Source organism: Ktedonobacter sp. SOSP1-52 (genome assembly GCF_016587395.1).
The window spans coordinates 135,231-149,544 of sequence record NZ_BNJH01000007.1; the positions used below are offsets into that span (position 1 = coordinate 135,231).

9 protein-coding genes and 4 pseudogenes are annotated in these 14,314 nt (G+C 53.7%); 2 read left to right on the forward strand and 11 right to left on the reverse strand.

Annotated features, from left to right (window positions below; genetic code table 11):
- Nucleotides 1–7: 7 nt before the first annotated feature.
- From JMJ16_RS50045 to JMJ16_RS50055, 3 genes and pseudogenes are all read right to left on the reverse strand, one after another.
- Nucleotides 8–820: an IclR family transcriptional regulator gene (locus JMJ16_RS50045; RefSeq protein ID WP_201393866.1), complete on the reverse strand. Its 813-nt coding sequence runs from the start codon at nt 818–820 to the stop codon at nt 8–10.
- 538 nt (nt 821–1,358) lie between these two features.
- Nucleotides 1,359–1,724: pseudogene (locus JMJ16_RS50050) on the reverse strand (recombinase family protein); the annotation flags it as partial.
- A 1-nt stretch (nt 1,725) separates the two neighbouring features.
- Nucleotides 1,726–2,010 carry a DUF5372 family protein gene (locus JMJ16_RS50055; protein ID WP_201393870.1) on the reverse strand — a complete coding sequence of 95 codons (285 nt, stop codon included), beginning with the start codon at nt 2,008–2,010 and terminating at the stop codon, nt 1,726–1,728.
- Here JMJ16_RS50055 and JMJ16_RS50060 point away from each other — a divergent pair.
- A complete protein-coding gene (locus JMJ16_RS50060) occupies nt 2,009–2,920 on the forward strand; it encodes a hypothetical protein (RefSeq protein WP_201393872.1) in 912 nt (303 codons plus the stop codon). The genes JMJ16_RS50055 and JMJ16_RS50060 overlap by 2 nt on opposite strands.
- Nucleotides 2,921–3,156: 236 nt before the next feature.
- A pseudogene (locus tag JMJ16_RS50065) lies at nt 3,157–3,874 on the forward strand (IS6 family transposase).
- Between the two features lie 276 nt (nt 3,875–4,150).
- Here the strand turns inward: JMJ16_RS50065 and JMJ16_RS50070 are convergent.
- The 8 genes and pseudogenes from JMJ16_RS50070 to JMJ16_RS50105 form a co-directional block, all read right to left on the reverse strand.
- Nucleotides 4,151–4,872, reverse strand: a pseudogene (locus JMJ16_RS50070) (IS6 family transposase).
- A 296-nt stretch (nt 4,873–5,168) separates the two neighbouring features.
- Nucleotides 5,169–6,002, reverse strand: a complete 834-nt coding sequence (locus JMJ16_RS50075; RefSeq protein WP_201393874.1) for an alpha/beta hydrolase — start codon at nt 6,000–6,002, stop codon at nt 5,169–5,171.
- 206 nt (nt 6,003–6,208) lie between these two features.
- Nucleotides 6,209–8,878 carry a PEP/pyruvate-binding domain-containing protein gene (locus JMJ16_RS50080; protein ID WP_201393876.1) on the reverse strand — a complete coding sequence of 890 codons (2,670 nt, stop codon included), beginning with the start codon at nt 8,876–8,878 and terminating at the stop codon, nt 6,209–6,211.
- Nucleotides 8,875–9,612, reverse strand: a complete 738-nt coding sequence (locus tag JMJ16_RS50085; RefSeq protein WP_201393878.1) for a TetR/AcrR family transcriptional regulator — start codon at nt 9,610–9,612, stop codon at nt 8,875–8,877. The genes JMJ16_RS50080 and JMJ16_RS50085 overlap by 4 nt, the downstream gene beginning before the upstream one ends.
- A gap of 880 nt (nt 9,613–10,492) precedes the next feature.
- Entirely contained in the window at nt 10,493–11,008 is a 516-nt protein-coding gene (locus JMJ16_RS50090; protein ID WP_201393880.1) for a hypothetical protein, read from the reverse strand.
- A gap of 253 nt (nt 11,009–11,261) precedes the next feature.
- A pseudogene (locus JMJ16_RS50095) lies at nt 11,262–11,979 on the reverse strand (IS6 family transposase).
- Between the two features lie 21 nt (nt 11,980–12,000).
- Nucleotides 12,001–12,462 (reverse strand): GNAT family N-acetyltransferase, encoded by a 462-nt coding sequence (locus JMJ16_RS50100; protein WP_201393889.1) that lies wholly within the window; start codon nt 12,460–12,462, stop codon nt 12,001–12,003.
- Between the two features lie 484 nt (nt 12,463–12,946).
- A complete protein-coding gene (locus tag JMJ16_RS50105) occupies nt 12,947–13,516 on the reverse strand; it encodes a GNAT family N-acetyltransferase (RefSeq protein ID WP_201393891.1) in 570 nt (189 codons plus the stop codon).
- Nucleotides 13,517–14,314 lie beyond the last annotated feature (798 nt).

Here is a 14,314-nt window from a genome sequence, read left to right on the forward strand (position 1 = left end):
TCGTCTACTACTCGGAAAACATCTCATCCGGGGAGGGGTGCGTGCCCTTATAGTCCATCTCTTTGTAACCTAAGATGCGGGATGCACGCGCCGCAGCCTCACGCACAAGCGGGGTGAATTTTTGCCGCTGCTCCTCTGGCAAGCGTACCGCAGGAGCAACCAGGCAGATGGCTCCTCGCACTGCGCTGGCGGCATCAAAGATAGGTGCAGCGATGGATGCAGCGCCCAGCGTGCGCTCACTCTCACTTGCTACCCAACCAGTCGCGCGCACCTGCTCTAACTGTGCGCGCAATGTCTGAAAATCAAACGGCTGACCAGGACTGAAATGTGCAGAGCTTGCCCTGACGAGTGCTTCCTGCTCCGCTGCTGGTAACCAGGCCAGCAGGATCTTCCCCCCCGCGCCCAGGTGAAGTGGCATAGGAGCACCGATATCAACGATAGGGCGTAACAGCTTCGAGCTACTCACGACCTCGATAGCGACACGCATCTCTCCACGCCGTATATGCAGTTCAGCATTCTCTTCTGTATGTGCATTGAGCCATTTCAAAAGGGGCAAGAGTTGCCGCCGCATGTCAATGCCCTCAGTTACCAGAGCCCCTAAATGCATCAAGGTAATCCCAAGGCGAAAAGAGCGGCTTTCTTTCTCCAACATGCCGTGCTCACTCAAGGCCTGTGCCAGGCGATAGACCGTTGGCAAGGGAAGATCGGTTCGAGAGGCAATCTCTTGCAAGGATAATGTGGTGTCGCCGTGTGTGAACGCATGCAGGATGGCCATGATTTTGTCAAGGACACCCACGTTTGTTTCGCGCTCGCTTGTCATGCATACCACCTTGTGCGAAGAAATTCCACTATGTGAAATTAGATTCCATATATTGCAATTATTGAAGTATATAACATTACAATTACCAAGCTGTCAAGGGGACTTTTAATGGTGCTCCAGCTAGAGAGGTACTTCTCCTGCCATATGTAATAGCTGCTGAGCCTGGCGTACGACAGGAGCATCGATAAATGTCCAATCGATCTGTATGGTTGCTCGATTAGCAGGCCATGTTTCCTGAAATGTTCTGATAATCCGCCTGGCTTGCTCAATCTCCCTTGGGGTAGGCCAGAAGGCGCTTCGAATGACCTCGATCTGCCTAAGATGTGGGGGTTCCGTCAGAATTGAGATAACCTCTGGAAAATCTGTCCTCTTTCTGATGGTATTGTCAACTTAAATATTTTTGCTGATGAGCTTTCCCCACATCGATGCTATTTTCGCCAAGATGTTCCAGAAAACACTGTCAGAACATGGGTGCAATCCCCACTTTGAGGCCTGTTTCTCGTACATAAGCTCTACAATTTTGTTTGAGTTGACAATACCCCTCTTCATCCAGGATCAAGGTGTGGGTGAGCGCGCAAATTTCCAACAGATGATGCCAATCGCTGGAGTTACGCGCGAGCCGAGAGACCTCCAGTCCTAAGACGAGCCCAACTTGTCCGAGGCCGACTTCGGCCACCAGGCGCTGGAAACCCAGACGGTCAACTGTTGAGGCACCCGAATAGCCCAGATCTTGGTCGATCACCACGATGCGCTCCTCGCTCCACCCAAGTGCCAGCGCACGTTCACGGAGCGCATACTGGCGAGCAGTACTTTCCGTATTCTCAAAGACTTGTTGGAGCGTACTTTGCCGCACATACAGACATGCCAGACGATGAAGGTGATGAGCGGTAACCTGCTGCCTCATCTTACTGATCCTCCTTCTGGTGTGCCGGGAGAATGTCGAGCATCTGGTTGAGAGGGCCTATGTCTTCAAAACGAAGCACTGTTTTCCCAGCTGCAATAACCAGAAAGGGATCAGGAGGAGCAAGACTCGTCCAGGCCAGGGGCAACGAGCGGATCTGATGGGTCTGCGGATCAGCAAAGAAGACGCGCTCCTCTCCCCAGGCTCGGCTTTGCGAGAGCAGGGGAAAGCTATGGCCGCAGAGGGGATGGAAGGGATGGGTAATGGTAAAGCAATGTTCACCATTCATGGTATCAGGTGTAGTTGACAGTTCGTTTAAATGGACAGGTGGAAGGCTTCGTGAACAAGCTCAAGCTGATCAAGCGCTAGGGATATGGTCGCGCCAGCTTCCCCTTGCTCCGCCAGCGCATGCTTTACGCTTTCTAAAAAGAATACCTGAAAATGAAGGAAAAAGCATCGCCCAAAGGGACGGTGTTTTTGACCAGCACCTCCGCTATCATAGGGGACAACCGGCTGCTGCAGAGGACTGTTCCCAGGCTCTCTGCTGTTGTGACGTGCGCACCACCAGCATCACAGGAGGAGAAACCATGGCTGCTCTCATCGACTACCCGCAGCGATACTTTGAACTGTGGAGCTACACTCCCACATTCAATCAATTACTCTTTCTGGCTAACCCCTCTATGTCTCCGAGTTCTGGGGACACATGCCCTCTACCCCGCATTGATGTGCTCTTTTGGTCGGTTGCCTATCTGCAACTTCCCGCAGACTTCATGGGGTTGACGATGGATCTCGCTCTTCCAGAACAGGTTGACAGCGTTTGCCAGTTATTAGGTGGTTCGCTGCCTTCACGATACCATGTCTATAGATTGCGGGGAAAAGAGTATGAAGGATATGTGGTGGCAGGTGGATATGCCGTTGATGAAAGTGCCCGACCATTCGACGAACCATCCAAGTGGGATCTGCCAAAGGGACCAGGGTTCCCTTTCGTCAAGGAAGAACTGTCTGCTTTTTTAAAAGAAGGGCTTATTCCTCTGGACTTGCCCGCTAGCTACTGGACGAAGCTGGGTCAACGGTACGGCACATGGATTCGCAATATCTCTCTTTATGCAGAGCACCCTGATGAAGCTCTCAAGAACTTCCTGGAAGGAGTCAAAGACGGATACACGCATGATGCACCCAGTTCTGACTCTCACCCCTAAGTAAGCATCCCTTGTCCTTTGAGGGGCACTCCACCTGAGCAAGTGGGCAGAGCGCCTCTCAAATGGCCAAGTTCCACGAAAAGGTATGGAGTCAGGCGAGCTATGGCGAATTTCCCCTCCCCCTCTCAACTGGAGAAAAAGCAAGCAAACACCGTTTCACCAAAGTTGTGTATGAGGTATTGTCAACTTGGAGAGACTCCTTCATAGAAAACTGAACAGTGTGATACAATGGCGCCATGAAAAAGAATGTCTCCGCGTCTCCCTACAAAGGCTTCCGCTTCCCGCCGGAAATTATCGGTTATGCTGTCTGGTTGTACTTTCGCTTCCCCCTCAGTTGCGCGTGACGTGGAAGAACTGATGGCCGAGCGTGGCATCGTGCTTACCTATGAAACCATTCGCCAGTGGTGCCTCACATTTGGCCAAACGTATGCCAATGAGTTGAAACGTCGACGCACAAGACCGGGAGACAAGTGGCATCTGGATGAAGTATTTTTGACCATCAATGGAAAGCGAAGCTACCTGTGGAGAGCCGTCGACCAGCACGGCACTGTTCTCGATATCCTCGCACAAAGTCGACGTGACAAACAGGCAGCGAAGAAGTTCTTTCGCAAGTTGCTCAAGGGGCTTGAATACGCGCCGCGAGTGATCATCACCGACAAGCTCGCTAGCTATGGGGCTGCTAAGAAAGAGATTCTACCAAGCGTTGAGCACCGCAAACACAAAGGGTTGAACAACCGAGCGGAAAACTCCCATCAACCGACGCGGCAACGAGAACGAAGCATGCGTCGGTTCACATCTCCTGGACATGCGCAGCGCTTCCTCTCAGCCTTTGGACCGATCTCGGATCACTTCCGTCCCCAACGACATCGTCTCTGTGCTTCAGGCTATCGTGCTCTCATGAAGGAGCGATTTGGGACCTGGAATGATATCACTGCTGGAAACAGGGTTGCATGATGAGGCATCTTTTCCCAGTTCTCACCTGCCATTGTTCTCCTAACAAGCGTTCCCTCAGAATTATGCTCTCCCTCATACAATAACTTGACAATACCAGGTGCAGTGCTTTTTTGCCTGCTGCTTGATCGTGCGAGCGGCGCAGCGTTTTGCCATCAATCGCGATCACTCCTTTGACTGTTTGGCTGGTACTGTCAACTTAATTGCTTGTGACAAATAGAAATTGTAAAAATGGGAGACGAGGAAGGAGGCAAGGAGATGGAGGGAAGGCGATCGTGGTTATGCAGCTTGTTTTGCGTGGGTCAATTCGTTCCAGGTTGTACGTCGCGCTTGTATCAATACGCGATACTCTGCGGCTTTGAGACGATGTGTTGCGGTCGAAAATGGTCGGAGATGGGGCCAAAAGCTGAGAGGAAACGTTGGGCGTGGCCAGCCGACGCGGAAGCGACGCATAGTACGTTCAGTTGTCTGGTCGGTTGGTGCGAGTTCTCAGCTCGATTGTTCAAGCCTTTGTGCTGGCGATGCTCGACGCCTGGCATGATCTCGCGTTTCGCCGCACCATAGCTTCTGAGCTTATCAGTGATGATGACACGAGGGACGTATTGGAGTCCTTTCAGCAGTTTACGGAAGAAGCGTTTCGCCCCTTTTTTGTTGCGTCGGCTTTGCACAAGTATATCGAGCGCATTGCCATCCTGATCCACTGCTCGCCAGAGGTAGTGCTTCTTGCCACGAATGGTGAGAGCCATTTCATCCATGTGTCACTTGTCGCCACAACGAGGACGACGACGCAACTCGTTGGCATACATTTGCCCAAATTTGAGGTACCATTGTCGCACGGTCTCGTAGGTGACGACGATCCCACGTTGCGCCAGAATCTCTTCCACATCACGAAAACTGAGCGAAAAGCGAAAATAGAGCCAGACACCGTGGCTGATAATTTCAGGTGGAAAGCGAAAACCTTTGTAAAGGAGAGCAGATGGAGCAGGTGTTGATGTATTCATGAAATTCAGTATGCCAGCTTTTCCGCAAGTTGACAATACCCTCTTTTTCATCATTCCCGTCTTTCCTATTGAGCCGATCTAAAGTCTTGACAAAAAAGGCATATCCCACTAAAACAGCAAGATCTTCCAGACACTTCCTTTTGCGATAGCCCCAAAGCAAAAGCCTCGCGGCAGCGGCATCGAGCAGGTGCTCTTCGCGCAGTGTTCGCCTGTCAGGCTACTCTGCCAAAAACGAGCGTGGCTGAACGTCCATGATGCCTCTCTTTCCGGGTGACAAACGGAGAGACAAAGGTGTGTCACTCCAAAAGGCCCTGGACGGCGAGCCAGTCGCCAAACCGTTCAATCCAGGAATCACATGGCAGACCCTGTGGTGCGACAGCGAAGCCGTGACCACCTTTGGAGTAGATATGCAGTTCGGCTGAACGGCCTGCCGCTCTCCATGCATGGTACAGCGCGATATTGCCATCTGGTACCTCTTGATCCTCATCGTCATCGGTCACAACGAGGAACAACGGAGGCGCATCGGCGGGCACGACGAGTTCTTGCCAGAGAGAACCGCCGATCGGTGCGGCAAAATTCGGGCGGCTCTCCGCTTCGTACTGGGTAGCAACGCCGATGGTGATAATCCCGCCCGCCGAGAACCCCATGATGCCAATGCGCTCCGGGTTGATCCGCCACTGAGAAGCACGCTCCCGCACCACTCTCAGCGCCTGTTTCCCATCCATCACTCCCTGTGGGGCAAATGTCTTGATCCGCGACATGATCTCGGGATCGGGATGTATCGATTGCTGGAGGTAATCTTCGTCACGGGCTGGCGTCGGCAAGAGCCGATAGTTGAGCACAAATGCTGTCGCCCCGCGTGCATTGAGCCACCGCGCAATGTTGATCCCCTGAGGATCAATGGTGAGGACGAGGAAGCTGCCACCGGGGCACACAATGACGGCGGTTCCCGTGGCGCGAGAGGGATCGGGAAGATACGCGGTCAGGGTCGGTTGCACGACATTACGCACGAACCGGAGATTGTTGAGGTGTGGGGCTACCGTTTCCTGTCCATACTGCCCACTGGTGTGCGTTCCGGGAGCACCTTCAGGCCAAACTGGAATGACTTCTGGCTGAGTTGCCTGTTCCATCAGCTTTTTCCTTTTCTGTTGCTCTCGTTCTGCTCGAATGAGCAAACGATTCTCGTGTAGTGTATTGTGTTTGGAAATCGCGTGGCGTTGCGCTTCCTGCAGCATCGATTGTTCGTTTGGCACAGTATCATCTCGTCTTCTTTCCTCCTGTTCCTCATGGATAGAGCCTGTCATGCCATTCCAGCCTAATGGGAGAGCAATGTCTCTCAACGGGCGGAGAGCCTTACCTCTCCTGCATTGCCATCCACGGTGATGGTCTGGCCACTCTGGAGCCGTTGGGTGGCGATACCCGTGCCAAGGACGGCAGGAATGTGGTATTCGCGGGCCACAATCGAACTATGGCTGAGTGGACCACCTACGTCAGTCACAATGGCCGAGGCAAGGGCGAACAGCGGCGTCCACGCGGGCGTCGTGACCCTTGCCACCAGCACATCGCCCTGGCGCATCTGGTCAAACTCGTCGGGACCGTGAATCACTCGCGCCGAGCCGGTGACCGATCCGGGACTGCCGGCTACGCCCTTGATCACAGCCCTTTCCGTCTGGTCGAGACGTCCCGGACCTTTTTTGGTGACAGCAGTTTCCCGGGCACGAGTTCCGCCTTTGATCGGCAGGGAATGGGGCGGAGTGACAGCGCGTTCCTTTTGCCAGAGGGTACGTCGCTCAGCCACCAGGGCGTGAGCGTCTGCCGGTGTGCTTCCGGCATCCAGAGTGATGACGGCCTCTTGCAATTCGGGAAGTCTCAGCCAGAACACGTCGTCCTCGTTAGCGATCACCCGGCTTGCCACCAGGCGACGCCCAATCTCGTGCAACAGGCGACGCACCACCAGCCAGCCCAGGCCCGTATCGGCCAGCGCATCCTCGCGCAACGGAGTCATGCTTTGTGCCCAATGCAGAGTGCGCCGGAACAGCCACCGGCGCACGCCATGCAGTCGTGTGAGGAGTCGTTGTGCTGCCTGTTCGCGTGCGGCCTCTGCGGCGTGCTGGCGTGCATAAGGATTGGGAGCCTGGCCGCTCAAGAAGCCTTTCAGTGCTTCCCCTAACGGGGCCGGGTCCTCTGCAGGCAGCGCTTTGGCGAAGTCAAGATCATACATGAGATCGCCGAAGCGGGAGAGATGGGCCGCAAAACGGTGTCGAAACTCCTTCCACGTGTGTTCATCGCCACCGATCTCCTTTTCTCCACCGGTAGCAATGGTCGCCAACTCGCTCCTCGACAACTCTGCGAACCTGGCGGCTAGGGCTGGCTGCTCGCGTACCCATTGTGCCAGATCATAGAGTGATTGCTCGGCCCGTATCGGCTCACTCTCAAATCCGAGCAAGAAGGTCAGCGCTGGTGGATCATCGCGGCGCTTGATGAGCCTGGTATAGATCTGGGTGAACAGGGCTTCGCTGAGGTATGCTCCGGGTACCACACCGTTCTCGATTGTGATGTAATAGCGAGCCGCTTCCTCAACGATCTCGTGGGTACCGGAGAGCAGGTCATGTGCCCGCGCGGGAGCCACCTCGACTGCTTGCCAGCGCTTGACAACCTCTTTGTAGGTGGCATGGGCCTGTTGCCAGCGTGCCCGCGCGCTCCGCAGAGAACGGAACAGCATCACCAGCAACCGTGGCGCGGCCAGGACCACTTTTGCCGCCAATGCCGGGGGATAGGTCGCATCAAAGTAGCCATAGCCGTTGATTATCGTGAGGGGATCATCCGGGTAGGGGATGCCTCGCGCTTTGCCGAGCGCCACGGTGGCTCTGGACCAGATTGGGAGTCCGAGCGTCGCGAAGAGCGGCGAAAGCGGATCAGGCAGCAGTTCAATGGCGCCAGCACGGATATACTTTCCTTTCGGGTTGGGAAGCTGCCACTCCATTGCTCTTGACTGCGGGGCGTCGGGCAGAGCCGTAATCGGGCGCGCCTGGACGACGGAGAAGCGACCATCGTGGAAGACCCATTCGATATCCATGGGCTGGCCATAGAGTTGCTCGATCCGCAGACCAAGGTGAACTAGTTCAGCCGCCTGAGCCGAGCTGAGTACCGTCCGGGTGCGCATCTGCGCAGGGACTGGCTCCTCACGCGTGCCGACAGGCGTGCGTACCGTCATCATCTCCTTCTCACTGACCTCCTGTTGAATGATCGTCCGGGTAGCTCTGTCAATGAGAAGCATATCGGGCGTGACCTGCCCACCAACGAGAGCTTCTCCCAATCCCCAGGCGGCGTTGATCATCACCTGATCGTGTGCCCCAGTCAGTGGATTGGCGGTGAAGAGAATCCCGGCGGCCTCGGCGGGAACCAGTTCCTGTACCACGACAGCCAAGCTGACATCAGCGGGCGCGATCTGGTGACGGGCACGGTAGCCAATCGCCTGCGCGGTCCAAAGCGAGGCCCAGCAGCGTTTGATCGCGTCGAGGACCATCTGCTCACCGTGCAGGTTGAGATAGGTCTCCTGCTGGCCGGCAAACGACATCTCTGGTAAATCTTCAGCGGTGGCCGAGGAACGTACCGCAACCGGCAGGGCACCTCCACCCAGCCGGAAGTAGGCATCTCTGATCGCCTGCGCCACCTCCTCGGGCATGGGGTGCTGAGCAAAGAGCGTGGCAATTGTCTGAGCAGCCGCTTCCAATGTCGCGGGCTGATCAGGCGAGATCGTCGAGACGGCTGTCAGAATGGGCTCTTGCAGCCCATGTCTGGCGACAAAGGAGTGGTAGGCAATCGTGGTCACATGAAAGCCAGGAGGCACTGGCAGACCGGCTGCCGCCAGCCGTGCCAACGAAGCTCCTTTCCCTCCTACACGCTCCAGAGAAGCAGAGGCGTCATCCAGAGCCAAGACAAAAAGGTTCGCCTGTTCAGAAGTGCTGTCAACATCTCCTGGAGTGCTCGGCGCTTGTTCGCTCATCGTTCTTCTTCTTCTTTCCATTGAGTCTGCTGCTGTTTGATGATTGCTCTGAAACGCACTCGCGTTTGCTCCAGCCCCTGGCGCAGGGCGGCTTTCCCTGCTTCCAGATTGGCTTCCTCAGGAGGCGTTACCATGCGTTCAAGCATCTCGGCAATCGTTTCAAGCAACTCGTCATACGTTGGCTCGCTCGAATCTCTGGATGCCCCACGCGATTTTGCCACACGAGAAGAAAGCCTCTCCAGAATGGCAGGCGTCAGGGCATCCAAGATAACAGCCAGAGCTTTAATATTGACATCCTGGCGGACCACACCCACCTCTTGCATGGCCAGAAGAAAATCAAGGGTGAAGCTGGTGGGCGGCCAACGGGTGAAGAGATTGCCCGGCTTGCGGAGATATTTCCCGAATGTCCGCTCGTCTCGGGTGTGAATCGCCGCCCTCAAGCTGTTGCCCTTGACAACATGCACCATACTGCGATAGATGCTGGCAACGGTCCCCCCCAAAGGATCAGCATCAAGAGAGGTGTTCCACTCGTCCATGTACCTCTCCAACTCGCGGACGATGAGAGCTTCGACTAATGCATCTTTGGAGTTGAAATGGGGATAGATCAGGGCACGATTTAAGCCCACGGCATCGGCCACGTCGCTCATAGTGGTTTTGTCATATCCCTGCCAAAGGAGCAGTTCGCTGGCTGCGTCTAAGATCGTTTGTTTGCGCTCGTTCTCATCAATACCCATATTTATCACTTTAACAAAATCTGAAAATCTGTTAAAATTATAGGCCAATTTTTGTCGCGTGTCAAGTCTTCTCTCGTCCAGATGATGGATCAGTCTATTGGGGAGGAGAAACGCTTCGTCACTTCATTGTGCTGGTGATGTGACTTATCTCATGATCAGCCTCAGCCTTTTGAAAAAGTTCCTCAACAGGAAGCAAAATCAAGTTCAGAGGATGAACTGACCGATGTTCGTTCACGGATTTGCCCCGTATCTGGTCGGTTGCTCTGCTCAAATTTCCGGCTCGATTTGAGCATTGAGCGTCAGAAATACGGGGAACTGAAAAAATGAAACTGCTCGATCTGTTGCGTTCTTGCTGCGCAGAAAGTGCTGTCGGTTCTCACCGTGCGTTGTCGTCCGTCTCAGGTGCGATGACGTCTGTCTCAGCGTTGTTGTCCTGGTGGTGCGTGAGAGGGAGGAAAAGGATGCTTCTGACGAGAATGGAACAAGGGAGCTCATATTGTAGGAGCGAAGGCGTTTGCAGCGAGCGATTGAATCTGGTGCTCGGTCACGTGATGGAGCAGAGGAGCTTCCATCCGGAAATGTTGTGCTGTTGTTTCGGGAGAGAGGAGCAGGAGGAGCGTGATAGGTCCTGGGGAGCTAGACCCTGTCAGAAGCGTTGTTATATACTCCTCTTGCTATTACCCCGCGAGTAAAGAGTTTCATCCATGGTATGAGCGCGAAAGAGCGAGTCCTGACGGCCCGCTCTTTTTTTTTGCGGGTTGCGAGCAGACGGGCATGTGAGAGCGAAAAAGGGCAAGCATCTGCCGCAGAGGGAGCCTGGCACGCCTCTTGAAGGAAGGGCAAGAGCGAGACGCCGGTTTGTTGATGGTTGAGCCTGGCGCTATTCTGGCTCTTCGACCACCACTTCCCACTTTATCGGCCCTGTAATAGTTACCGAGAGCGTGGCTTGCGTAATCCCGCTTGCCATGACGGTTACGCCGCTGGGCGTAGGGGAAGCAGAAGACGTACAAGTCATCGATGAGTGTACAGTAGCCGTCGCAGCCTCTCCACTACCATCTAATGTAGCCTCAATTGAGCCATTGCCCGTACAGAGTGTAAGGACATGAAAGCCCGTACCGGGGGGAACGTCGATTGGAGCAAGCTTCTGGCTCTTGCCTTTGCGCAGATTCGTCGCGTCATTTGAGGTCTGGTACGCTATCTTCCAACCGTCTCGCGGGGTAATACTCGGTGGTGGCGCGATTTCCGCCGTCGATGCTAGCGTGGACATGTTGCTCTGTTCTGGAGACTGTTGCTTCGCCCGCGCGCTCGGCATATCACACCCGACAAGTAGCAGAACACAGATGAACACCGCCAGGAAGAAAATAATAAACTCTCGCGTATGCTGTCGTTTACGCATGGATATCACCCTCTCTACATAAGATCCAGTCACGGCCAATTTGAATCCATAAGCGGATATTACCTGCTTACTCTTGCTCTGACAAGAGAGGAGGGACTTTTCTCCCTATCTATCGGAGGGTATCGCGGGAGCGAGAAAGGGCAAGTGCCGATGGAGAGGGTATTGTCAAGTTATTGTATGAGGGAGAGCATAATTCTGAGGGAACGCTTGTTAGGAGAACAATGGCAGGTGAGAACTGGGAAAAGATGCCTCATCATGCAACCCTGTTTCCAGCAGTGATATCATTCCAGGTCCCAAATCGCTCCTTCATGAGAGCACGATAGCCTGAAGCACAGAGACGATGTCGTTGGGGACGGAAGTGATCCGAGATCGGTCCAAAGGCTGAGAGGAAGCGCTGCGCATGTCCAGGAGATGTGAACCGACGCATGCTTCGTTCTCGTTGCCGCGTCGGTTGATGGGAGTTTTCCGCTCGGTTGTTCAACCCTTTGTGTTTGCGGTGCTCAACGCTTGGTAGAATCTCTTTCTTAGCAGCCCCATAGCTAGCGAGCTTGTCGGTGATGATCACTCGCGGCGCGTATTCAAGCCCCTTGAGCAACTTGCGAAAGAACTTCTTCGCTGCCTGTTTGTCACGTCGACTTTGTGCGAGGATATCGAGAACAGTGCCGTGCTGGTCGACGGCTCTCCACAGGTAGCTTCGCTTTCCATTGATGGTCAAAAATACTTCATCCAGATGCCACTTGTCTCCCGGTCTTGTGCGTCGACGTTTCAACTCATTGGCATACGTTTGGCCAAATGTGAGGCACCACTGGCGAATGGTTTCATAGGTAAGCACGATGCCACGCTCGGCCATCAGTTCTTCCACGTCACGCGCAACTGAGGGGGAAGCGAAAGTACAACCAGACAGCATAACCGATAATTTCCGGCGGGAAGCGGAAGCCTTTGTAGGGAGACGCGGAGACATTCTTTTTCATGGCGCCATTGTATCACACTGTTCAGTTTTCTATGAAGGAGTCTCTCCAAGTTGACAATACCGTCTCGACTGTACGAATCGCCTTTGGCCCACGCCACCTCTCCCAACCGAGACGTTGATAGAAACCGATATGTTCGTGGGCGGCACACAGCCCTCCTAACGCATAGTCTTGGATTTCCGTCGCCACTCGTTGCATCACAGTACTTCCGATCCCTCTGCCCTGAAAGGCGGGAACAGTTGCTACGGCCTCGACATAGGCGGTTTGTAAAAGTGGTAGCCCATCTGGCTGAAGCCAACGCGTCACCCAGCAAGCATGGCTCGCCGGCTTGTTTTCCCAGTACGCGAGGAGATGCAGAGCGTCAGGGAACTGGGCGAGCACAGTTGTGAAATCCTCTCCATACGCCTGGGTGCAGACATCAATGATGATTTGTCGCTCGCGTGTTGAAAGATCGTGGGCGGAGCGCAGGGTAAGCTGAAGTGACATAGAAACTCCTCCTGAGAAGAGAATATCTGAGCATCTTTTTTCTTTACAAAAACGTTGAAGGATACAAAAGGTGCAAAGATATGAGGAGGAGCACGAGGAAGCACGCACAGCGCAGCATGTGTCCACTCATGGGGAATGGAGAAGAGAAAAGGAGAAAACCAGAAGCTTCCTTGAAGAGAGATCAGATCCCAACAGCGTCAATAGAACATGCTTGCACGGTTCCTATCTGTAGACTACTAGGCTCTTCCACAAAAGGATACCATCCAGGTCGGGTTCTCATCAAGCCTTTATCAGGAAGAGCCATCATCAAAGCAGGGCATCTGGTTTGCCCGTCTTCCCGAAAGAAAGGCGCGCATCTTCCAGCAAACCGTTTAAATGATCAGCTTATCCCCAAAGCTGTGTCTGAGCCGAGATATGCGTCAATCAGAAATTTTGGCGAATTAATGTGTCGGAAAAGCCTCTCACTTTTTGCAGAGAGAAAAGTTCAGACTGATCCGAGCCATTCATCCTGAAGCAGGCCAAAGTAGTGTTCGTCCTCGAAACGGTCGCGGAAAGCGTAGCGCTGGCGCAGGTTTCCTTCATAGGTAAAACCCAGTTTCAGCAACAGTTTTTTGGATGGTTCATTTGCCATATCGATGATAGCTTCAACACGATGCAGGCCCAGTTCAGTAAACCCATAGGTCAGAATGGCAGACATGGCTTCGGCCATCAGGCCCTGTCTCCAGAAAGCGCGATTGAGTTCATAGCCCGTTTCAGCACGATGAAAACCAGCATCTAAGTGATGGAAACTGCACGAACCAATCACTCTGTCCTCACCTTTGAGCGTGATGCCCCAGCGGATCGCTTCGCGCCGAGCGTAGCGGGTCTGGGTTTGTTCAATCGAGCGACGGGTCTCATCTAAGGACCGATGAGGCTCATGTCCAGAGAACTGCATGGCTTCCTCATCAGAAAACGTCGCAAAGACCGCCTCCGCGTCTTCTGGTTGGATTTGCCGAAGATGTAATCGGTTTGTGGTGAGAGATGGAAAGCGCGTGAATGCTGCATCAATAGCCATAAAAACTCCTTACTGAAAAACAATACCCTTCCCTCGTGGCGAGGTACGAGCACCATCTTCAAACAGGAGAAAAAGACGTGCTCACACCTTGCGAACACGTTCGGGGAAGAAGCAAAGCAGGAAGAACCAGAGCGAAGATGAACGCCCGGCGAAATCTGTCGTTTGCTCAGTGGAAGCAAACAGATCACGGAGCGCCTGTTCCTGCCGCGTAAGCCCGGCGTATTCGCCTACGCGGCTTGAGCATCCATGGAGATGTACTCGTTGATGATGCCACAGCGCAAAATGGCTGAGCAGTCGATGCGTTTAGTATGCATGAAGAAAGTGTACCTGAGCTTTGCGAATTGTCAAATGTTGAAGGTGTCAATCATTGAACTGAAGCCGATCATACCACTGCTCAAAGGCAAAGGTCCTCATGCGCTGCTTCTTCTCATGTGGCTCCAACCACATAAGATGCTAGACACCTAGGCTTCGAGTATATCCCATTCTTGGTCTAAAAACAAGGTGGTGACGCATTTTCTCGCCATATTGACGCAATTCCCCGCCCTATTGCGGTATGAAACAGGAATTCGTAGAAAAAACTTCGGGGTTTTCTGTGTGCAACTTTTTCAGGCAGGTTTATGGGTCAATTTCGATTTTGGGCAAGGATATGCGTCAGAAATGAATAGAACAATCATTCTAATTAATCTCAATTAACTGGCGATTTTATGTGTCAAAAGAGGCGAATTTATAGTCTTTCCTACACCCACGGGTACCGCATGGCTCTTAAAAGTTCTCCTTCAGGCCTTGGGCGACCCAGAT